At 61.6% G+C, this 20737-nt stretch carries 19 protein-coding genes; 10 read left to right on the top strand and 9 right to left on the bottom strand.

The window, feature by feature from the left end; all coding sequences use genetic code 11:
• Nucleotides 1-2: 2 nt before the first annotated feature.
• Together J3454_RS15940 and J3454_RS15935 are read right to left on the bottom strand one after the other, a co-directional pair.
• Complete coding sequence (locus J3454_RS15940; RefSeq protein WP_349514769.1) at nucleotides 3-560, bottom strand: DUF4142 domain-containing protein; 558 nt, start codon at nucleotides 558-560, stop codon at nucleotides 3-5.
• Entirely contained in the window at nucleotides 557-1786 is a 1230-nt protein-coding gene (locus J3454_RS15935) for a hypothetical protein (protein WP_349514768.1), read from the bottom strand. Before J3454_RS15935 ends, J3454_RS15940 begins: the two co-directional genes overlap by 4 nt.
• 351 nt (nucleotides 1787-2137) lie before the next feature.
• Between J3454_RS15935 and J3454_RS15930 the strand changes: the two genes are divergently transcribed.
• Nucleotides 2138-3175 carry a glycosyltransferase family 2 protein gene (locus J3454_RS15930; protein WP_349514767.1) on the top strand — a complete coding sequence of 346 codons (1038 nt, stop codon included), beginning with the start codon at nucleotides 2138-2140 and terminating at the stop codon, nucleotides 3173-3175.
• A gap of 286 nt (nucleotides 3176-3461) precedes the next feature.
• Here the strand turns inward: J3454_RS15930 and J3454_RS15925 are convergent, their stop codons facing one another.
• The 7 genes from J3454_RS15925 to J3454_RS15895 all read right to left on the bottom strand — a co-directional run bounded on the left by J3454_RS15925 (nucleotide 3462) and on the right by J3454_RS15895 (nucleotide 10134).
• Complete coding sequence (locus J3454_RS15925) at nucleotides 3462-4397, bottom strand: NAD(P)/FAD-dependent oxidoreductase (RefSeq protein ID WP_349514766.1); 936 nt, start codon at nucleotides 4395-4397, stop codon at nucleotides 3462-3464.
• A gap of 168 nt (nucleotides 4398-4565) precedes the next feature.
• Complete coding sequence (locus J3454_RS15920; RefSeq protein WP_349514765.1) at nucleotides 4566-4868, bottom strand: hypothetical protein; 303 nt, start codon at nucleotides 4866-4868, stop codon at nucleotides 4566-4568.
• A gap of 726 nt (nucleotides 4869-5594) precedes the next feature.
• Complete coding sequence (locus J3454_RS15915) at nucleotides 5595-5846, bottom strand: hypothetical protein (RefSeq protein WP_349514764.1); 252 nt, start codon at nucleotides 5844-5846, stop codon at nucleotides 5595-5597.
• Between the two features lie 451 nt (nucleotides 5847-6297).
• Nucleotides 6298-7728, bottom strand: a complete 1431-nt coding sequence (locus J3454_RS15910; RefSeq protein WP_349514790.1) for an aldehyde dehydrogenase family protein — start codon at nucleotides 7726-7728, stop codon at nucleotides 6298-6300.
• 12 nt (nucleotides 7729-7740) lie between these two features.
• Entirely contained in the window at nucleotides 7741-8226 is a 486-nt protein-coding gene (locus J3454_RS15905) for a hypothetical protein (RefSeq protein WP_349514763.1), read from the bottom strand.
• A complete protein-coding gene (locus tag J3454_RS15900; protein ID WP_349514762.1) occupies nucleotides 8223-9350 on the bottom strand; it encodes a phosphotransferase family protein in 1128 nt (375 codons plus the stop codon). The genes J3454_RS15905 and J3454_RS15900 overlap by 4 nt, the downstream gene beginning before the upstream one ends.
• 13 nt (nucleotides 9351-9363) lie before the next feature.
• Complete coding sequence (locus J3454_RS15895; protein ID WP_349514761.1) at nucleotides 9364-10134, bottom strand: SDR family NAD(P)-dependent oxidoreductase; 771 nt, start codon at nucleotides 10132-10134, stop codon at nucleotides 9364-9366.
• Between the two features lie 165 nt (nucleotides 10135-10299).
• Here J3454_RS15895 and J3454_RS15890 point away from each other — a divergent pair, with 165 nt between their 5' ends.
• The 9 genes from J3454_RS15890 (at nucleotide 10300) to J3454_RS15850 (ending at nucleotide 20064) form a co-directional block, all read left to right on the top strand.
• Nucleotides 10300-10953, top strand: a complete 654-nt coding sequence (locus J3454_RS15890; protein WP_349514760.1) for a TetR/AcrR family transcriptional regulator — start codon at nucleotides 10300-10302, stop codon at nucleotides 10951-10953.
• Nucleotides 10950-12116 (top strand): cytochrome P450, encoded by a 1167-nt coding sequence (locus J3454_RS15885; protein WP_349514759.1) that lies wholly within the window; start codon nucleotides 10950-10952, stop codon nucleotides 12114-12116. Before J3454_RS15890 ends, J3454_RS15885 begins: the two co-directional genes overlap by 4 nt.
• Entirely contained in the window at nucleotides 12113-12850 is a 738-nt protein-coding gene (locus tag J3454_RS15880) for an SDR family oxidoreductase (RefSeq protein WP_349514758.1), read from the top strand. The genes J3454_RS15885 and J3454_RS15880 overlap by 4 nt, the downstream gene beginning before the upstream one ends.
• A 1-nt stretch (nucleotide 12851) precedes the next feature.
• Entirely contained in the window at nucleotides 12852-13457 is a 606-nt protein-coding gene (locus J3454_RS15875; protein ID WP_349514757.1) for a histidine phosphatase family protein, read from the top strand.
• The gene (locus J3454_RS15870; protein WP_349514756.1) at nucleotides 13454-14932 is read left to right on the top strand and encodes an AMP-binding protein; all 1479 of its coding nucleotides are present in this window, start codon (nucleotides 13454-13456) and stop codon (nucleotides 14930-14932) included. The genes J3454_RS15875 and J3454_RS15870 overlap by 4 nt, the downstream gene beginning before the upstream one ends.
• A 40-nt stretch (nucleotides 14933-14972) precedes the next feature.
• Nucleotides 14973-17573 (top strand): TonB-dependent receptor, encoded by a 2601-nt coding sequence (locus J3454_RS15865; RefSeq protein ID WP_349514755.1) that lies wholly within the window; start codon nucleotides 14973-14975, stop codon nucleotides 17571-17573.
• A gap of 745 nt (nucleotides 17574-18318) precedes the next feature.
• The gene (locus tag J3454_RS15860; RefSeq protein WP_349514754.1) at nucleotides 18319-18813 is read left to right on the top strand and encodes a hypothetical protein; all 495 of its coding nucleotides are present in this window, start codon (nucleotides 18319-18321) and stop codon (nucleotides 18811-18813) included.
• 298 nt (nucleotides 18814-19111) lie between these two features.
• Complete coding sequence (locus J3454_RS15855) at nucleotides 19112-19477, top strand: TA system antitoxin ParD family protein (RefSeq protein ID WP_349514753.1); 366 nt, start codon at nucleotides 19112-19114, stop codon at nucleotides 19475-19477.
• On the top strand, nucleotides 19477-20064 hold the full coding sequence (locus J3454_RS15850; RefSeq protein WP_349514752.1) for an ATPase: 588 nt from the start codon (nucleotides 19477-19479) through the stop codon (nucleotides 20062-20064). Before J3454_RS15855 ends, J3454_RS15850 begins: the two co-directional genes overlap by 1 nt.
• Nucleotides 20065-20737 lie beyond the last annotated feature (673 nt).

Below are 20737 nucleotides of genomic sequence, written 5' to 3'. Positions count from 1 at the left end.
CGTCAGCTGGTGGGCAGCGAGCCGCGCACTTCCGCTTGCAATCGCTCTATTGCGACAAGGTGACGCTTCACAACCGGCTCCGATGCAGCGGCCAGCGAGCGCAACTGCGGATTGCCGCCGCTACGCACATATCCGGACAGCAGATCGTGGTTCTCCTTGTGCGCCAGCACCTGTTGATCGAGATAGGTCTTGTCGAAGGCGTCATCGGGCGCGGCTTCCAAATGCTCGACCAACTTGCGCCGCCTTGTGTCCAGATCGATCGGCGGAGTGGGCATACCTTCGGTTTCGGTCATGCGCAGCGCTGAGTGCATATGGTGGGTCATGGCGGTGTGATCCGTTATCATACGCCGCGCGACATCACGAACGTCATCCGATCTACTACGTTGCAGAGCAACCTGCGCGGCCCTGATCTCGTAGAGATTTCCAATCGCGGCGTTCTCGATAAAGGCTGGTGTGGACGCGGCGCCCGACGTCTTGGCAACTGCGCGGCCCATCAATCCGCCGATCACGTCACTGGCCTTGTCCATCGTGTGGCGAAGCGTTCCGTGTTGTTCCGTCATTGTGCGAACTCCTTGCGGGCCTGCTGTTCGGCCTTGGCATATTCGGTATTCTCGCCCGTTCCGCTGTCGCGCAGGGCGATGATCGGGTGGTCGCCTTCGGTGGCGAAGCGGTATTCCTGGCTGAACTCGCTGCGGTGCGCGGCAATCACGTCCTCGCTCGGCACGCTGCCTTCGTTGACCTGATGCTGGTAGTCGAAGAAGCGGTGGCCCTGCGGCAGATCGTTGATGGGCACGAATTCGCTGTCCCAGCTGGTCCAGTCGACCGTCCGGTCGAGCACGTCGCGCACATACTCCTTGTTCGGCTCGAAAGTCATCGGGTTGTCGATCCCGCCCTTGGGGAAGAAATCCGCCGCATCCAGCCCGTGCACCGCCTTCAGCCCGTCGCACGCCACCCGAAGGTGTTCGAGCTCCATCGCGAGGTGCAGTTCCCAGATGCCGCGAATGCGCGGATCGGTCTCGGTCTCGCAAGCCGACCAGTAAAGCCAGCATTCGTTGTATTCGTGCAGCACCCAGTTGAGCATTTCGGGCGTCATCGGATCGAGAATCGATTCGTAATGGGTGACGTGCTGCTCCTCGATCATCGCGATCTCCTGATACAGCGCGCGGGCAAGCGGGTGTTCGGGCCGGTTGCCGACCGTCATGTAGAAGTTCATCGTCTGCTGCTCGGCCGACAGCACGGTCAGCGCGTTGAGGATCGACTGCACGCTTGCCGCCTCCACCGTCATCGGCCGGCGCAGTTCGTCATGCGGGTCGCGGTGCTGGAAGATGGTGGGGCGGCCCGGCAGGATTTCGGTGAGGTCGCCGGTGATCGCCTCGGCTTTGCGGCGTTCGCCCATCAGGTCCATCAGGTTGGCGTAGCGATAGAGGTGGTCGTAATCCTCCAGCACGCCGAATTCGTAGACCTGCTTGAGGTAGGGATCAGGCTCGTGACGGGCGATCCACGAGGTGAGATCGACCGCGACTTGTTCATAGCCGATGGTGTTGGCAATGCTGCTCTCGCTGCCGGGGATCAGCCAGTTGACGGCCTTTTGCTGCTGCTGCTCGATCCGCCGGACCATGGCGAGCGCCTGCTTGATCCCGCTGTCGGCGGTGCGGCGTGCGGCGTTGTGCGAATTCATGATCGCTTCGACTTCGATGCCGTTCATCAGGATCACGCGGCAGCGGGTGTAGGGGTGCACATCTTCGGTGCGGTAGGGCTCGACCGCGAGTTCCGACCAGTTGCGCAACTGGCGATCCAGCGGGATCGCCTTTTTCAGTGAGGGGATTGAATGCCATTTCTCTCTCCACAAGCAGAATTCGCCGGGGCAGCGAAAGATGCCTGAACGGATACACGGCGGCCCCGGATGGCGGCCTAACCTGTTTCAATCCTCTCTTAGCGTTGCGGCAGGGCGTGAACGAGCCGAGGCTGATCGCAGCTGGCAATGGCGGCGGGCAGGAATGGTCGTTCTATCTCGCATGGCGAGCTGTCCGCGAGCAGCAGCGGCTGGGCTCGCGTCAAACTGGCTGCCCGCCTGATCAGTAATCAATGTTACGGGCGCGAATTAGAGGCCTGAGTGAATGCGCAACGAACGGCACCAATGGCATCTGACTTCAATGTTGCTTTCGCTTCGCGGTCCGTCATGATCAATCCTCTGCCCATCAGCTATATTCTGCCGATCGCAGCTTCGTCTTCGCAGGCGCGCGCTCTCACAGGTTATTTGTGTCGGCTGAGCCGGGTGGTGGACGAAGTGATCGTGGTCGACGGGTCGCCCGATAGCTTGTTTCGCGCGCATGCCCACGCATGGGCGCATCACGTCAGGCACATGCCGCCCAAGACGCTCACCCAAAACGGCAAGGTCGGCAACGTGATCACGGGCGTGCTGGCCGCCCGAAACGAAAATGTCGTCATTGCCGATGATGATGTCCGATACCGGCGCGACGAGCTTTTGCGGTTGAGCGGATTGCTCGGTCGCTTTGATGTTGTTCGGCCGCAGAACTGGTTTCACCCCTTGCCGTGGCACGCCCGTTGGGACAGCGCCCGCATTCTTCTCAACCGCGTGCTGGACGGCGACTGGCCCGGCACTCTGGCTCTGCGCCGATCGCGCTTCCTTGCTGCAGGAGGATATGCAGGGGATGTGTTGTTCGAAAATCTCGAATTGGTCCGCACTATCGAAGCCGTTGGCGGGCGTGAGATGGTGGCGCGCGATCTGTTCGTCGTCCGCCGTCCGCCCACAGCTGCACATTTCTGGCGCCAGCGCGTGCGCCAGGCCTATGATGAGTTGGCGCGGCCCAGCAGGTTTGTGGCCCAGTTGGCGATACTGCCAACGGTCCTTACTTTGCTCGAGCGGCGCCGCATTAACGCACTTACGACGATGGCAGTCGCTTCAATCGTCGCTGCCGAGGTTGGAAGGCGAAGAGATGGCGCGCGAAAGGTGTTCCCCGCCAGCAGCGCACTTTGGGCGCCTGCTTGGATCGGTGAGCGGGCTGTGACAGCCTGGCTGGCACTCTGCGAGAGTCTGGTTTGCGGCGGTGTGCGTTATCGTTCGGGGCGACTGAAACGCAGTGCGACGCCTCGAGCCGAACTGAACGCACAGTTTCTACCAACGATTCAGTCCTTCGCAGGCGAGCGAACCTAAAAGCTATGTCCGCATTCCCCAACCGAGCGACAATTGCAGCGCGACAGTAGCCAATCGCTTTCCCGCCCATCTCCGATCTTTAGAATGGTCGATTGGCGATCCCGCAAGTGGAGTGGTAGCTTTTGCGTCATCTTGGTCAGGTGCGGAAAACTTCGCAAGGCGCTCCGTTGCCGCGGTGAGGACCAATACATCTGTGGCCACGGAATCGGATGCCTCAAAGTTACGGATGCCTCAAAGTTAAGGGCTCCCGCCTTCGGTGGGCAATCCGTCAGCGGCTCGAAGCGCCCTAATCATGCCCGAGCACGGCATGTGGCGTCTGGCCGTCGCACTCGCGTAGCCAATTGTGTACTTTTGTGGCGGCGACCGCCCCATGGCCCATCGCGACGCTGATCTGATCGAGCCCCTCCACCAGATCGCCGACGCAATAGAGGCCTGGCATGTCCGTGACAAAGGGGGAGGTGGCTGCGACCTTGCCTGCCGCGTTGGTCTTCAGCCCGAGTTGATGCGCCAGGCGATTGCGCGGCCGGGATCCGAGCGCTGGGTAGAGGACGTTGAAGGCCAGCGGCTTGGAACGGCCTTCCAGATGCAGGAGCATGTGGCGATCGGTCGGCTCGAAGCGCGACACCGCTTCGGATACGATGTGGATGCCGGCCTGCTCCAGCTCGCGCTGCTCCTCGGCCGAAAGTTCGACATCGCGGCGGGGGAGCAAGGTCACGTCGTCGGAATATCCGCGAAGAAACAGCGCCTCGGCCGCTCCCGAGGTGTCGCATCCGAGCACGCCGATCCGCTCCCCCTGGTGCTCGAATCCGTCGCAGACCGGGCAGTAGCGCAGCACGCCGGCATTGATCGCGGCTTGATGCACGTCCTCGTCGAGAGGCGGCTCGTTCTGGTCGAGACCTGTCGCCAATATGACCGCCCGTCCGGACCGGAGCACGCCGTTCCCATCGACCACATGGAACAGGCCGTTGGCGAGGCTGATATCCGTCACCCGTTCTTGCACAAAAGTTGCACCGCAATTCTGTGCATGGCGCGTCATGCGCTCCAGCAATTCGCAGCCTGCGATTCCGGAATCGTATCCGGGGACATTATGCGTCAAAGGGATGTACGCCGCGCGCGGTCTGCCGTCGTGAATGACGAGCGTCGAACGGCGGAACCGGGAAGCGTAAAGCGCGGCGCTCAGGCCGGCCGGTCCGGCGCCTACGATGATGATGTCGAAAGTCACGGCTGACCCTTTGCAGGATAAAACGGCAGGAACCGCCATCGCTCGCTGCGCCTTTGGGAGCCTTAACCGAGGTTTGCCCGCGGCACGGCACAGTTCTGTGCGGATCCGAGCAGGGCATCGAACACCTCAGGTCCAGCATCAGCCGGAAGGTATCCTCCGGCAGCCGCCCTAAAGAGCTTTGCAGTAAGCCGCTGCTGCACCGGTGACGAGGATAACTTCGGCGTCACCCACTCGCCGAGCTGCCGAGATGAAATCGGACACAGACATCTCCGACAGCTCCTTTCCAGCGTCGTTTGCAACGCGATCAAGCTTCCGCAGTTGTTTCGCAGACAGGCGCTTGGCCATTTCCTGTGACATGCAGCTTGCTGTCGTAGGAGCAATGCCGGCATCCACTAGGCCGCGGTTGAGCTGCGATTGCTTGGAGCAGGCAGTCAGCAGAATGATAACGACGACAGCTGGCATGGCGCGCATGCTTGTTCTCCTTATCGGCCGATGCGGGACGATTTTCCTCGAGGCCTAACATCCGATCCATTCAAAAAGGGACGATCAAGAGGCATCCGATTTCCCACGAGGCCACTGCTTGCATTCCACCCAGCGACATCTGACTAAAGCACCATGGTCGGGTTACCGCCCAATCCCGACCTCAAGCAGGGCCGATCCTCGATCCGGAAAGGCGTTATGTCAGACTCGTCGGCGGACTCGCCAGAGGCGGAATGCGGCTAGCGAACCCTTAGCTGCCATGCCCCTCGGCCGCTCCTTGGAGAGGTTTAGTCGAACATCGGCAACCTGCCCGGAAATTCCGGTCGCCAGGCACTAAGTTAATTGCGACGGCGCTCGCTCCTGCGAACGATCTCGCTGTGCTTGGGCAGCCTGAAATAGCTCAGAACTGCAACGACTAACGGGACGCCGAGGATCCAGAAGGGAAGCAGCACCATGAAATCGAAATTCATAAGGGACTCCAGTTTACGTTCCCCATTTGGCAGTCTGCGGCAGCCCGAGCACTGAACCATGATGCGAAAGTAGGCTTCTTAGCTTTGCATCAGGCGAATGAGCGGGCGGCTGAACTCGTTGTTTGCCAGCACGCGTGGCACGAGCTCGCAAGTTCTCTTTACGAAAGCCGACTTTCAGAAAGCAGCCCGATAGCCGCCTTGCGAAAAGCGTTAAAGTGGAGTTGATCCGGCGGCACCGACCGCTAGGCTAAAGGCCGTTGTCCTCGGAATCCGAGTGCGGCTTAGCTGCATCTTCTGTTACTGCTCGGCCAGACTCCCGAACCTGCCAACGAGCATCTTCCTTCGGCTTTGACGAAGCGGCTTTTCCTTTTCCAGTTTCGTCGCTCGTCTCTTTGGTCTGGGTCGCGTTTTCAGCAGGACCAGTTCGAGGCGGCTCAATCGGGGTCTTGCTCTTGTTTTGCGTAATCTTTCGGGAATCATCGGGTTCATAGTCGCCCATGGCGTGCTCCTTCCGAAATGGCCCTGTTGCTCGGTTCGGTTTGTCAAGCGTGCTACTTGCGCCGAAGTTCCAGCTTCCGTTGACGCCTGCGATAGGCGGTGACAAGGAAACGGTAGCTGCCCATACGAGTGATCGAAGCTGTGAGGCCCAGCAACGTTCATAAGCCGAGCTGATGCGCGACCCTTAAAGCGGGATGGCTGCTTCGAGCGGAAGCGGACGTTCAATCGGGCCGACGTGAGTGACCGGGTGTGGGCCTTTCCTGCCGTTGCCAATCGGCGTCTTCAGCGACAGCTACTGTCAGAAGCCGACATTTAGAGTTTGCACGAACGGCATCGCAAAGCAGCGGAATATCGGCCGTGAGCCGAACAGCAGGAAATTGCTGCAATCGCGAAAATATACCATTCATGTTCCGCTCCCCGAAGCCATTCTCGCTGCCGAGCGAATGGGAGGCTCAAGTCTGATGGATGCGCCGTCTCATGCTGGATGAGCGCGGGAGGGTGTATTCCAGCATTCCCTCAAGTCCGTTCTCTACCCCGAAGCCCGATTGCCCATGACCCGCAAAGGGCACCATAGGCGACAGAGGGCGACATTCGTTGATCCACACGTTACCTGACGCAATTCTCTCACCGAGCGCCCATCCGGCCAGTTCGTCGTTCGCCCAGATCGTCGCGCCCAGGCCGTAAGCTCCTGAATTTGCCCGATCCACGACGTCGTCGTCGTCTTCGTAAGCCAGCAAGGGCAGGATCGGTCCGAACTGTTCCTCCTGCACAATCTTTGAAGCTTCGGGCGGATTGTCGAGGATGGTCGGCGATAGAAAATAGCCAGGTCCGGGCAAGATCGAGCCGCCGCAGGCGAAGCGATGCCCCTGCGCACGGCAATCGGCGAGCAGATCCAGAAGTCGGCGATATTGCACCGAATTGTTGATGGGCCCAATCTGCGTATCGGCGTCTGCGCCGTCCCCGACTTTCACTCCGGCAGCATATGCCACCAGCGCCTCGCAAACTTGTGCATAGACCGCCTTGTGCACATACAGCCGCTTAGTGGCGAGGCACACCTGTCCCGCATTTCCGAAAGCGGCCCAGAACAGCTCAGGTGCAACTCCGGCCGGATCGATATCGGGCATGACGATTCCCGGATCATTGCCTCCCAGTTCAAGGGTTATCCGCTTGAGGGTCTCGGCTGCACCGGCCATCACGCGCTTGCCGGTGGCTGTCGATCCGGTGAAGGCGATCTTGTCGATACCAGAATGCGCGGTCAGCCCCGGCCCGAGCGCATCGCCGCCCGATACCACGTTCAGCACGCCCGCCGGCAGAATAGCCTGGGCAAGCTCACCCAGCTTCAGCGAGGTCAGCGGGGTGAAGGGCGAGGGTTTAAGCACCACGCAATTGCCCGTGACCAGCGCCGGGCCAAGCTTGAAGGAGGCGAGCAGCAGCGGATAGTTCCACGGCGCGATGGCGGCCACCACCCCGATCGGCACGTGGCGGGTTTCGCAATAGCGCGCCGGACTATCTTCGTGCACCGTTACCGGGAGCGTCAGGCCAGCGGCGGCGCGCAGCCAAGCGGAGAGGCCCAGCACCTCGCGCCGCGCCTCAGCCAGCGGCTTGCCTTGTTCGCGGGTCAGCAGCAGGGCAAAATCGACGGCGCGCTGTTCGACCGCATCGGCCAAGGCTTCCACCTTGGCGGCGCGATCAGAGTGCGGCGTTGCGGCCCAGCCGGGAAAGGCCGCGCGCGCTGCCGCGACCGCCCGGTCAAGGTCGGTTCGGTCGGCATCGGGGGCTTCGGCGAAACCGGCACCGGTCGCGGGGTTGATCACAGCCATCCGCCCGGCTCCGCTTTCCAGCGCACCGCCGATCGCCATGCGGAAATGCCCGTCGAAGCGCATCACCGGTCAGCTTCAGCCGCCGCTCAGTTCGATATCGAAGCCCATGATCGCGAACCATTCTCGGTCCTTGAGCGCCCGCGCCCGGCCAAGCGGTAGGATTGTGGCCGCCAAGGCTGTGTGAAAATCGGCCTCACCTACGGTGCGCGCGGCGATCAGCAGTGTATCGATCGCGGCCCGGATCGCCTCGGCGGCCTGCCGTGGCGGACCATCGGCATCGGCTTGCTCCAGCACAGCGGCGAGCGCATCGCGTTCCCGCGCGCAGCCGCCGGGGGCCGCATGAAGTGCAAGGATTGCCCCTGCCATGTTCCGCAGATCGTCTAGCTCGTCCTGCTCGAATGCGGGCGTGGCATCGCGCTGCGCCTGAATGATCTGGATATGCCCCATTGCTAGCATCACCTGTTCGCGCGCAAGGCTCGCGCTGTCAGGCAAGGCGGGGAGCACCACGGTCTGCAACGCGCGTAGCACGGAATTGAGGCGATCATCGACCGAAGGGTTCATCGGCTTTCCTCCATCATCAGCAGTCGCGCCAGATCATCGACGAACATCGGCCCCGTCGCAGCGAGGAAGGTCAGAAGCACGTCCTGATGGTTGTGCGCCGTTCGTGCCGCCTGCATCCCAAGCGCTGAGACGAGGACGTAGCTTTTCCAAGCGTTGAATACCGTGAAGTAGTGGAGCTTGACCGGGTCCACCCGGTTGCCGCTCGCCGCTTCGTAACCGGCGATCATTTCGGTAGGCGGGGCAATATCGCTCGCTCTGAACACGCCGCCAATATTGCTGCCGAACACCGGTTGCAGCAGCCAGCCGAGGTCGGCGTGGAAATCGCCGATATAGCTCATCTCCCAGTCGAGAATGGCGGTGACCCGGCCACTTGCCTCGTCGAACAGGTAATTGCCGGTGCGGTAGTCGCCGTGGACAACGCAAGGAGCAGGGCAATCGGGCACGTGATCTTCCAGCCACTGGGTTGCCAGCCGTAGCACCGGTTCGCGGGTAACCGCGTCCTGTTCGAGAAGCTCCTTCCAGAAATTGATCAGCCAGCGGGTCGGCTGTTTCGGGTCGGCAGTGGGGGCGGAGAAGTGCCGGAGGCCAGCGGCTGTCCAATCGAATTTGTGGATCGCAGCGAGGTTGGCGTAATACTGCGGGGCGATCAGGCCGCGCAGCGGATCGCCCAGCACGGTGCCAAGGCCTGTTACGCTGACCCCGTCGGTCTGCGGCTTCGTTACGCCCTCAACAAATTCCATGATGATTGCCGGGGTCGGGAAATGCGCCGCGTCGGCATCGAGCCATATCGGATCGGGCACCGGCACCACGCCCCGGAAGGCTTTCAGGACGTCGTATTCACGCGCCCTGCTCGTCTCGGTAATCCCTTCGAGCGCGTCCATCCTGAGAACATAGCGGCGTGGCTGCTCACCGGGAGCGGCGAGGGTGAATACGAACTGCTCCTTCGATGCGCCGCCGCCGATTCGGGCGATGCCGCTGACGCTGCTGCCGGGTATCTCGCGGGCGAAAAAGCTGGTGAGCAGCGTCTGCACGTCACCATCGACCTGCGGAATATACGGCGGCATGGCGCGGCGGGCCTTGCGCTCTTCGAGCATGGCGGCAAGATGTGGTTCGGTGTCGATCATCGTCCGCGCCCCCTCACGCTGCCAGAAAACCGCCGTCGACCGCATAGTTGCCGCCGGTGCAATAGCTTGCCTCGTCGCTGGCGAGGAAGGTTATGAGATTGGCGACCTCGCTATCGGTGCCGTAACGGCCCATCGCGATCAGAGCAGTGAAGCCGGCGCGGGCAAGGTCCGGATCGGCAGGGCTCGCCTGTCCTTCGATTGATTGCATCATCGCGTTGTCGATCGGCGCAGGTGCAACGGCGTTGACCCTTACCCCGGCGGCGGCCAGTTCCAGTGCGGCGACGCGGACAAGGCCGGCGATTGCGTGCTTGCTGGCGGCATAGGCGCCGATCCCCGCCACACCCACCTCGCCCGCGACCGAGGACAGCGCGACAATCGCTCCGCCGCCTGCGGCCTGTATGGCCGGGGCAGCGTGCTTGATCGCAAGAAAGACGCTGTTGACATTGGTGCGCTGCACCGCCTCGAAATCTTCAAGGCTAGTGTGAGTAATCGGCATGACCTTGCCTTCGCTACCGGCATTGGCAATGAGCGCGTGGAGCGCGCCGAACCTTGAGGTAGTGGCCGCGATCAGCGCGGCGACATCACCCTCGTCAGCGGGCTGACCGGCGCATGTGGCAACCCGGTCGCCCGCACCCAGAGCCTCCGCCGCTGCGCCCAGCCGCCCCCCATCGCGTCCGGCGAGCATTACCTGCGCCCCTTCGTCCAGCAATTTGCGCGCTGTTGCCGAGCCGATGCCGCCCGTCGCACCGGTGACGATGGCTACCTTGCCTTCCAGTCTGCCCATTGGCCTACTCCCCTGTCTCCGCCCCCGGTTTTTGCTCCCGAAGATCTGGCCCCTAACAATGCCCAAGCACAAACGGTCTGTCACGCAAAAATGACATTGACATCACTTTTGCAATCATGGAGCCTAAAGGGCACCACGAATAACAACCGCCATGGGAGAGCGGCGATGGCAGAAGACGCAAAGGAGACGGCGGTGATCGCCTTGCCGGCGACGCGCAAGGGAAAGGCCACGCGCGAAAAGCTGCTCTCTGCTGCAACCGTCGCTTTTGGAGAATATGGCTACAACGCCGTTCGAATCGCCGATATCGTCGCCGAGGCAGGCATCAGCCACGGCCTGTTCTACCGCCACTTCGCCGACAAGGATGCGATCTTACTGGCGCTGCTCGATCAGCTCAACGAGGAACTGCGCCGCACCACCGCCCGCGCCGTTGGTGAGACCGATATGCTCTCGCTTGAACGACTGGAAAGCCGCAACATCCAGTTTTTCCGCGATTACCGCTCCAATCGCCTGCTGCTAAGGGTAGCGCGCGAGGCAGCGGCGCAGCAGCAATACAGCGATTTCCGCCGGGTGTGGTTGCAGATGCGCGATCGCTATGTCGCGCGCACGGAACGCTGGCTTGAACGGTTGGTGGCATGCGGCGCGGTGCCACCGTTGCCCGATATTCCGATGGTCGCCGAAGGCCTCAGCTCGCTCACCGAACAGCTCGCCTATGTGCAGGTCGGCCTCGCTGCCCAGGAACCCGACGATGCCTTCATCGACCGGCTGGGCAAGAGCTGCGGGCTGATCTGGTATCGCACCATCAGCGGACAGCCCCGATGACCGCTGTCGACCTGCTCGATCTCGCCCCATTCGAGGCCACGCGCGAGCACGAGGCCTTTGCCGAACTGCGCCGGATGCCTGGCCTGTGGTTCAACCCGGAAGCCGATGGATCAGGCTTCTGGTGCGTCACCCGTCACGCCGAGGTGGTGGCTGCGGCGCGCAACCACGCCGTGTTCCTGTCGGGCCACGGCACCCAGATCAGAAACCGCCGGGCCGAGGGGCATGGCGCGCCCAGCGTCCACAATGCCGACCCGCCGCTGCACGGCAAGCTGCGCTCGATTGTGATGCCCGGCCTGTCGCGCGAACAGGTCATGGCCCGGCGCCCGGCGTTCCGCGCGATCGTCGAGCAGTTGGTGGCAGACACGCCGCGCGGCGCGCCGTTCGATTTCGTTGAGCGGATCGCGGTGCGCATGCCGATGCTGGTGATCGCCGACATGCTGGGCGTGCCGGCCGAAGATGCCCCCGGTCTCGTTGACTGGGCCAACCTGATGAGCGACATGCGCGCCACCGATGGCCAGCAGGCCGAGGCTCGCGCCGCTTTGTTCGCCTATTTCCGCGGCCTCGCCGATGCCAAGCGCACGCACCCCGGCGATGATCTCGCCAGTCGCATGGTAGCCGCGCGGCTCGATGATGCGCCACTCGAACAGCAACTCCTTGACGCCTATTTCATGCTGATCACCGTCGCCGGGAACGAGACCACGCGTTTTCTGGTGACTGGCGGGCTCGCGCAGATGGTGCGGCAGGATCTGTGGGATACCCTGCGCGCCAATCCTGCTCTGGTGCCCTCGGCGGTCGAGGAGATGTGCCGCTTTGTCTCGCCGGTCGCGCATATGCGTCGCACCGCCGCCTGCGATACCGAACTTGCCGGCACACGCATTGCGGCGGGCGACAAGGTGGTTCTGTGGTTCGCCAGCGCCAACAGGGATGAAGCTGTGTTCGAACGAGCGAACGAGCTGGTGCTCGACCGTTCACCCAACCCCCACGTGGGTTTCGGCGTGGGCGCGCATTTCTGCCTTGGGACGCACCTTGCCCGGCTCGAGAGCGGGTTGCTGTTCGATACCATGCTGCGTGAGATCACCGCTATCGAGGTCCTGACCGCACCAAGCCGGCTGCCCTCGAACTGGTTCACCGGCTGGACTGGCATGATGGTGCGCTGGCAATGAGCCGCCGCCGGATCCTTGTCACGGGAGCAGCGAGTGGGATCGGCGCTTCGCTGGCCGCGCGTCTGCAAGCAGCGGGCGATATGGTGATCGGGCTGGACCGGACAGGCGGCGACATGGTGTGCGACCTTGCCGACAGCGCCGCGATCGCCGCGGCCGCTGCTGGAATCGAAGGCGCGCTCGACGGAATTGCCCATGTCGCAGGCCTGCCTGGCACGGCCGATCCGGCGGCAATCATGGCAGTAAACCTCGATGCGCCGCGATTGCTGACCGAGGCTCTGGCGTCGCGACTGGCGCCCGGTGCTTCGATCGTCGCAATCGCCAGTGTCACCGCCGCGCGTTGCCCGCTCGACGAGGGTGCCAAGGATGATTGGCTTGCGCTGGCCCCCACGGCGCGCGCCACGCCTTGCGACGGCAAGACCGCCTATGAATATTCCAAGGCGCTGCTGATCCGCTGGGTTCAGCGTGCCGCCGACAGCATGCGCGCGCAGGGCGTGCGCGTTAACGCCGTTAGCCCCGGCCCGGTCGAAACCCCAATTCTTGCCGATTTTGAAGCCTCGATTGGCGCGGACCGTATCGCCGCCGCCGCCGCTCTCACGGGCCGCCATGCCCGCCCCGACGAGATCGCTGCAGTGGCGCAATTCCTGCTCGGCTCCGATGCGGTCTGGATCAACGGTACGGATATCAAGGCGGATGGTGGCTATCACGCCTTTCGGACCATCGCGGAGGCGGGCTGAGATGCGCCTGATCCTTGTGCGCCATGGCAAGCCGCAAGGCCTTGCCCAGCCCGGCGCGGGCAACCCGCCGCTGTCGTCCGATGGCCACCGTCAGGCGCACGCGGTGGGGGCCTTCCTCGCGCAGGAGCCGATCGACCTCGTCATCCATTCCGGCATGCACCGCGCCGCTGAGACCGCCGCCCCGCTTCTGGACGCGCTGGCAATCCCCGCCACCACCATCCCGGCGCTTGGCGAGGTTGATCGCTATGGCGGCGCCTATGCCAACATCGAGATGGTCAGGGCCAAGGGCGAGGCCGAATGGGCGCATTTTCTGGCCGATCCGCTGGGCTATTTCGGGATCGATTCCGAACGCTTCGTGGCCGAGACGCTGGACGGCTTCGCCTCGATCTTTGCGGCCCACCACCGCAAGACTGCTGTGATTTTCACACACGGCTTTCCGATCAACATCCTGTTGAGCCATGCACTGGGGCTGGCAGGCTATGCCAATTTTGTGCCCGATTACGGCTCGATTACCCGACTGGCAGGCGGTTCGCTCGAACGTCTGACAGTGGTGAGCATCAACGAAACCGGGCATCTCGGCAGCCTCGCTCAGGAGCCGACGGCATGAGCCTCCACCCGGGAGCCGTGGCCGAGACTGCGCCGGGGCGCGTGGCGCTGATCATCGATGGCGCGGCGCTGAGTTACGGTGCGCTCGCTGCTCGCAGCCGCCAGCTCGCCGGACGGCTCGCCGCGCTCGGCTGCGCGCCCGGGGATACGGTGGCTCTGATCCTCGGGAATAGCGCGGAGTTCTTCGTGGCAGCCTGGGCGGCGCAGATGTCAGGGCTTTATTTCGTGCCGCTGTCCGAACGTCTGGCAGTGCCCGAGCGCGATTACATCCTCGCTGACAGCGGGGCGAAGGTGGTGCTGACCCACTATCCTGCCGTTCCGAATGCGCTGACCCCGGATCACTGGGAGGAGGGCGACGTGGCGCCGTTTCCCGCCTTCGAGGGGAGCGACATGCTCTACACCTCGGGCACCACAGGGCGTCCCAAGGGCGTGAAGCGCCCGCTCGGGCAGGCGCCGCTGGGCAGCGATGGGCGAAGGGTCGAGCGCGCGCGGGCGCTCTTCGGGATGGGCGCAGAAACCGTGTTTCTCAGCCCTGCGCCGCTATATCATGCGGCCCCGTTGCGCTGGGCGATGACGGTGCAGCGCATGGGCGGCACCGTGGTGGCGATGCGCAAGTTCGATGCCGCCGATGCGCTGGCGTTGCTGGCCGAACACCGCGTTACCCATAGCCAGTGGGTACCCACCATGTTTGCACGTATGCTGGCCCTGCCGCAGCGGCCCGCCAATCCGCCATCGCATTTTTGTGCGATCCACGCAGGCGCGGCCTGTCCGCCCGACATCAAGCGCCGGATGATCGACTGGTGGGGGCCGATCTTGCAGGAATATTACAGCGGCACCGAAGCGGTAGGCTTCACCCACATCACCAGCGCCGAATGGCTGGACCGCCCCGGCAGCGTGGGCCGCGCCTATGGTTCGGTCATCCATATTCTGGACGACGACGACACGCGCTTGCCCCCGAAGACGACAGGCCGGGTGTTTTTCGAAGGCACCACGGCACATTCCTATCACAATGCTCCCGAAAAGACCGCCGCAGCCACCAGCCGTCAGGGCTATGTCACGATGGGCGACATCGGCCACGTGGATGATGCGGGCTATCTCTGGCTGACTGATCGTGCGGCTTTCACCATTATTTCCGGAGGCGCGAACATCTACCCGGCCGAGGTCGAAGCGGCGCTGATGAGCGATCCCGCGATCGTCGATTGCGCGGTGTTTGGCGTGCCCGATGCCGATCTTGGTCAAGTGGTGCAGGCTGTGGTCGAACTCCGCGCACCCGCTGCCGATCCGGCCGCCACAGCGCGTGCCATGGCCGAACGGCTGCGCGGCCTCGTTGCCGCCAACAAGATCCCCCGTCAGATCGCCTTCGTCGACCACTTGCCGCGAATGGACAGCGGCAAAGTGCAGAAACGCGCTCTGGCGGATCTTTACGCCGATCGGGCGCGGCGTGGATATCTTGGACGGGTGAGGGAAAAGCACTGAAAACTGGAAACTAACCAAACAAAAGCAGGGGAGAGAGACCATGATCAAGCCAAATACCAGTGCCCGCCGCCGCTTGGCGCAGGGCGTATCTGTCGTCGCTGTGCTGGCCAGTTCGGCCGCGCCCGCGCTGGCGCAGGACAGCACGGCAGACGAAGCGGATGCCCAGGGCGGCATCGCCACCATCGTCGTCACCGCGACCAAGCGTAGCGAGGATCTGCAAAAGGTGCCCATCGCCATCTCTGCGATTACGGGGGACGAACTGGCCGCGCGCGGCATCACCGATACCAGCGACCTGATGGGAAGCCTGCCCAACCTTCAGGTTACCAGCGCCTATTCCGAAACCCAGCCCAACTTCTCGCTGCGCGGCGTGGGTGTTGCCAACGAATTCTCCGCCGCCACTGCATCGCCGGTGGGGGTCTATGTCGATGAAGTCTACCAGTCGTTCCGCGCAAGTCATGGCCAGCAGCTCTACGATCTTGAACGGGTCGAAGTGTTGCGTGGTCCGCAAGGCACGCTGTTCGGCCGCAACACCACAGGTGGCGCAATCAACTTCATCACCAGGAAGCCGAGCCTTTCCGGTGCCAGCGGCTACATGACGGTCGGCTACGGCAACTTCAACCGCGTCTTTGCAGAAGGTGCGCTCGATGCGACAATCGTCGATGACGTCTTTGGCGTGCGTATTGCAGGGACTTATGTCGATGCAGACGGATATACCTTCAACCCGACGCTGAACCAGAACTTTGCCGAGACCAACAGCGTGGCCGGGCGCATCACCTTCCTGGTTGAGCCTTCGCCCGATTTCTCGATTACGCTGAAGCTCCACGGAGCGCGCGCTAATCCGCGGCAGGACCTGCCTTATGGCATTGGCTATCTCGAGGGCCGGACTGATGCAGCGGGCTATTCGCGTTTCGCCCCCCGGCCCGAACTCGGCGGCCGCACGTTGCGCCGCAATGAAATTCAGGCCGACACGGCCGGCCGATATTTCACGGACAGCTACGGCGCCACGCTTACGGTCGAGGGACGGATCAACGACGACCTGACGCTCACCAGCATTATGGGTTACGACGAGGCGACATTTCGCCTCTCGCCGTTCGATTGCGATGGTTCGCCCAACGACGTCTGCGCGATCCGTTATTTTTCGGAATCACAGAACCTCAACTTCGACACGCGCCTGAGCTTCGATGATGGTGGCCCGTTCAAACTGATACTTGGCGCCTACTACGGCGAGGATTCGATCGACACCGTCAACGAGCCCGACTTCTTCGGCTTCCTGCGGCCATTGCTTCAGGGTTTCGGCGTGCCGGGCCAATTCAATAATATCCCAATCGCGGTCGGCAATTCGCTGGGCACCCTGCCGGCCTTTGCGCTTGACCCGACGCTGGCGATCACTGATCCGGGCTTCTGTGCACCAGTGGTCATCAATCCCAATGCCTTCTTCGACGCGCGTTCGCTGATCGCGTTTAACGCCGATGTCGCGGCGACCAATAGCGCCGGCGGCACAGCCATTCAGGCCGCCTGCGCCGCCGCCGGGGCGCCGCCTTTCGGGCCGATCCTTGCCCGTCAGGAATTCACCATCACCCGGCCGAGCTTCGCGGTCTATGGCGAAGGCAAGCTGGAGATCACCGACAAGCTCGCGCTCACCGTCGGCCTGCGCTATACATGGGATGATGTGCGCCTCAGCAATGCCTCCTCGGTATTGTTCGACTTGTCCGGCCAGAACGCCTTTGCCAGCCTCGTGCCGTTCCAATTTCCACTGAATGGGACGCCGGGCCGGGTCAATGCCGACGAAATCACCGGCGAGCTGACCGGGCGGGCGATCCTGAGCTACGAACCGAACGATGACGTGCTGCTTTATGCCAGCTACTCGCGCGGCTACCGCGCAGGCACCTTCAACGCGCTTGCCTATCAGGACATCAGCCAGGTTTATTTCGTCGATCCGGAAAAGGTGAACGCCTACGAAGCCGGGTTCAAGAGCCAGTTCGCCAATAACACCATCCAACTCAACGGAGCGGCGTTCTATTACGACTACACTGGCCAGCAGATCGCCCAGATCATAGGGGCAACCAGCTTTCTGCGCTCTGCCGACGGGCGGCTGTTCGGTGGCGAGGCTGAGCTGATCTGGCAGCCCAACGACCTCATTCGCTTCGATGCTGCGGCGGGCTATCTCAACTCGAAATACACCGGCAATGCGGTCGACCCGAACGATCCAACCGCGCTGACCCTCAATATCAACGGCAACGACTTCCCCAACGCGCCTGAGCTGACCTTCAATGCCGGGCTGGAACTTACTCCGCTCGATGATGGCCGCAACAAGCTTATGATCCGCGGCGATGCGCGTTATATGGGAAGGTATTTCTTCGATCCTTTCGGCGATTACGGTCAGGATCCATGTGATCAGCCAGTGGCCGGATCGAATGTGTTGCTGGCCACGCCAGAACTCGCCTGCGGCAACCCTTCCTACTGGTTGTTCGACGCGCGAGTAACCTATACCCGCGATAATTTCTCGGTGTCGGCCTGGGGTCGCAACTTGACCAACAAATTCTATTACGTTTATGGCCTGAATTTGAATGCGTTCTTCCAGGACTACCTGACCCGCGGTGCACCTCGCACCTACGGGGTCGAGGCCTCTTTCAGGTTTTGATGATGCGCGCAATGCCGGGGCTGGAGCGACACGAGCTCCAGTCCCGGATGTCCTGATCAGTCGGGGGTACGCTCATTCCCAAGATCTGTATGGCGACTTTCGGCGGAACTGGACGTTCGTATTGACGATCACGAATGACTTGGTCTGGGTCGGCAGCTGCCGTGGTTCTAATGGCGGCTTCGCCGCCTGCTGGAAAATTGCTGCCATTCTGCAAGCGACCCCAATTCAGTTGTTATGCGACATTCGCCGTTCGAGCGTAGAAGTGAATTATACCAGCTATGCTTCGTTCTTCAGCGCTCTCAGAACTTCCGTTGCAGCGCAGACATGAATTCCTGCGAAGATGAAACCCTGCTCGTCCCTGCTCGTCGCAAATCTTGAGGGCCTGATCGACAAGATGGATCAACTGCTCGAGGGATGCTTGCTCCTGCTCTGTAGCTCGATCATTCATGGTGAGGATTCTGTCGGATCGAGGGAATGGCACTAGCCAACTAAGGCTGAATATTGGTGGGCGCGCTTATGCAGCTAGCAACCTTCTCCACAAGCCGGGCTTTGATGACCGTCTCCGCCTGCTACACCTTTCAGCCAGACGGTGAAAGTTCGTTCCAGTCCAGAATGGTCGGGGCGGTAGGCCTCGACCAACCGCGGCGCGTGCTAGCGTAGCTCTGCTCATCGCTTTGTCGTTCTCAACTTGGCCTCGAGTGCGACGCATGCAATACTAAAAATCGGTTTCAACCCAAGCGGAGAAGTGACCGTGCCGGATCACAATACCGATCAGAAAAGCCGAGTGGCGAAAAAAACAGTTTTCAAACAGGTGGCAGGTGATGCCATCGCTGATCGCATGGAGGCCCTGTCTCTCGAAGTCAGAGGCATGAGCGATCCACAATATGCGGGCCTTGCCAGCACGGAGACCCTCAACGCTGTGGCGGCGGCCCTCAAGGCAACACGGCGCAAAATTGACCAAATCTTCGAGCATGAGGGATTTGCAACTAGCCCTGCCTGCGATATCGTGCTCGAGCTGTTCGAAGCGCGAAGCAGGAGCGCGCCCCTTTCTGTCGAGGCTCTGTGCGCTTCGATCAATTGCGCATCCTCCACAATCATACGCTGGACAAATGCCTTGGAGCTTATGCGACTGGTCGAAGTGTCGAGCGAGGGAAGCGATGGCAGCCCGGCAAACGTTGCTTTGACCGAGAAAGGCTATCTCAAAACCGCGCAAGCCCTCCAGTTGCATCTTCATGAGTGAGGCGTCTCGATGGGCAGTCAAGCGACGAAATGTTCCACTGGCACCTTAAAGGGATTGTTTAACGGCTGCTTGGAAATTGGACCATATCCTATAAAGTCGACGTTCGCTTCTCCAACCAGCTGCAGTCATCAGCGGTGCCGGCGCTCGACCCCTAAAGCCGCCTGGCGGCTTTCGGCGGAAGCAGACGCTCACTGCTCTGATCGGGAACGACCAGCTTTGGTAATTACAGACGGTCAAAATAAACGCCGCACTTGAAGGTCGAGTGGCAAAATGCTACCATGTCTTTAGGAGAACGCACATGGCTCAATCCATCAAGCTCGCCGATGACATCATGACAGAAGTTCGCCTCGAATCCGAGCTGCAGAGCCGGTCCCTGTCCGGCCAGATCGCGCACTGGATGCGGATCGGCATGGCGATCGAGCGTTCAGGTCGCTTTAGTCACGACCGTGTCAACGCAGTGCTGGCCGGTCAGGCTCCAGCGGCCGCCCTTTCGGACCAAGAGCATGCCGTATGGCTTGAGAAGTTCATCGAGAAGATGGGTGAAGCCACTCCCGAAGAAGAAGCGTTCTTTGCCGAACGCCGCAAGCTCGGCCGCGGCGTTGGCCTCGACAGGACAGGCAGGCTTGTGAGGGCTGCGGATCTGCCGGCTGACGCAGATCACTGATGAACCACACCATGATTGTGCTTGCCGGTCCTAACGGTGCCGGCAAGTCGACGCTGTACGCAATGCGCGTTGCCCCGCATTTCCATGCCCCCTTCATCAACGCGGACTTAATCCAGCGGGACGAGTTGCGCGACACCTTACCAGAAGCCTCTTACAAGGCCGCGCAGATTGCGACCGAACGCCGGGCCGCACTTCTTGCCGCAAGGGCTGACTTTGTCACCGAAACGGTATTCTCGCACGAATCCAAGCTCGAGCTCATCGACCAGGCCAAAGCCAATGGCTTCCATGTCGTCGTCATGCATGTGGGCGTCGAAGACGCAGACATCTCCGTCAAGCGTGTGCATGCGCGGGTAGATGAAGGCGGCCATGCCGTGCCGGAGCACAAGATTCGTGCGCGCTACGAGCGTAACGCGCCGCTCATCCGCAAAGCAATCCTCAGGGCTGACGCAGGTCTGGTCTACGACAACTCGATGCTCAACGAGAAGCCGAAGCTTCGCCTGACCTTCCTCGGCGGCCGCCTATCTGCAGCCGCTCCTCATCTGCCCAACTGGATCATGGCAGTCTACGGCCAGGGTCTCATTGTGTAGTTGCGCAGGGTCGTACCCATCACATCACGTCATGCACCTTCGAAGAGCGGTAGTTATGTGGTGACAAGACGAAAGCCAGACGTGTAGATTCGAACTGTGGCACACATTGCAACTCGAAGAAGAGTAGTCTGGATCGCTGCAGTTGCAGCCTTCGCTTTCATGGGGATCTGGAGGTTCGCGCCCGTCTCACACCCGGGTTGCGACGCATATACCCCAATTGTAGGAAAGGCCCTCATTGCCCACGCTGGCGGCGGGCTCCCGACGGCGACCTATACGAACGACATCGAAGCTATGAATTTGTCTTATCGCAATGGCTTAAGACTAATAGAAATAGATTTTATGAGTTCAGATGGCATTGTCCTTGCCCACGACACGGCAGACCGGAACATGGTTCCACTTGCCGAATTGTTGAACTGGATGCGTTCACATCCGGATGCGCTAATTGTTACTGACTTCAAAACGGACAACGTCTAGGGTCTCCGTACCCTGGCTGCAGTATCTGGTGACCTTCGTAATCGGTTTATTCCTCAGATTTACCATCCATCTTGACGTGCTCCCCTGAAATGTGACCGCTTTTTGGTAGAGTCTGACGCAAGGAGTCGGACGATATGAAGCGAAGCAGGTTCAATGAAGAGCAGATCATTGCGATCTTGAAGGAGCAGGAAGCTGGGAT

The organism is Erythrobacter sp. NFXS35, assembly GCF_040148725.1.
GTDB lineage: Bacteria > Pseudomonadota > Alphaproteobacteria > Sphingomonadales > Sphingomonadaceae > Erythrobacter.
Note: the sequence above shows the minus strand (reverse complement) of the source record. Positions and strands in the feature narration are given on the sequence as shown.

Excerpts from the sequence above, each read along its gene's own strand:
- J3454_RS15875 (WP_349514757.1), top strand. The coding sequence starts at position 12,852 with ATGCGCCTGATCCTTGTGCGCCATGGCAAGCCGCAAGGCCTTGCCCAG.
- J3454_RS15930 (WP_349514767.1), top strand. The coding sequence starts at position 2,138 with ATGGCATCTGACTTCAATGTTGCTTTCGCTTCGCGGTCCGTCATGATC.
- J3454_RS15855 (WP_349514753.1), top strand. The coding sequence starts at position 19,112 with ATGGCTCAATCCATCAAGCTCGCCGATGACATCATGACAGAAGTTCGC.
- J3454_RS15940 (WP_349514769.1), bottom strand. The coding sequence starts at position 560 with ATGACGGAACAACACGGAACGCTTCGCCACACGATGGACAAGGCCAGT.
- J3454_RS15920 (WP_349514765.1), bottom strand. The coding sequence starts at position 4,868 with ATGCGCGCCATGCCAGCTGTCGTCGTTATCATTCTGCTGACTGCCTGC.
- J3454_RS15910 (WP_349514790.1), bottom strand. The coding sequence starts at position 7,728 with ATGCGCTTCGACGGGCATTTCCGCATGGCGATCGGCGGTGCGCTGGAA.
- J3454_RS15885 (WP_349514759.1), top strand. The coding sequence starts at position 10,950 with ATGACCGCTGTCGACCTGCTCGATCTCGCCCCATTCGAGGCCACGCGC.
- J3454_RS15880 (WP_349514758.1), top strand. The coding sequence starts at position 12,113 with ATGAGCCGCCGCCGGATCCTTGTCACGGGAGCAGCGAGTGGGATCGGC.
- J3454_RS15905 (WP_349514763.1), bottom strand. The coding sequence starts at position 8,226 with ATGAACCCTTCGGTCGATGATCGCCTCAATTCCGTGCTACGCGCGTTG.
- J3454_RS15915 (WP_349514764.1), bottom strand. The coding sequence starts at position 5,846 with ATGGGCGACTATGAACCCGATGATTCCCGAAAGATTACGCAAAACAAG.
- J3454_RS15870 (WP_349514756.1), top strand. The coding sequence starts at position 13,454 with ATGAGCCTCCACCCGGGAGCCGTGGCCGAGACTGCGCCGGGGCGCGTG.
- J3454_RS15850 (WP_349514752.1), top strand. The coding sequence starts at position 19,477 with ATGAACCACACCATGATTGTGCTTGCCGGTCCTAACGGTGCCGGCAAG.
- J3454_RS15900 (WP_349514762.1), bottom strand. The coding sequence starts at position 9,350 with ATGATCGACACCGAACCACATCTTGCCGCCATGCTCGAAGAGCGCAAG.
- J3454_RS15890 (WP_349514760.1), top strand. The coding sequence starts at position 10,300 with ATGGCAGAAGACGCAAAGGAGACGGCGGTGATCGCCTTGCCGGCGACG.
- J3454_RS15895 (WP_349514761.1), bottom strand. The coding sequence starts at position 10,134 with ATGGGCAGACTGGAAGGCAAGGTAGCCATCGTCACCGGTGCGACGGGC.
- J3454_RS15865 (WP_349514755.1), top strand. The coding sequence starts at position 14,973 with ATGATCAAGCCAAATACCAGTGCCCGCCGCCGCTTGGCGCAGGGCGTA.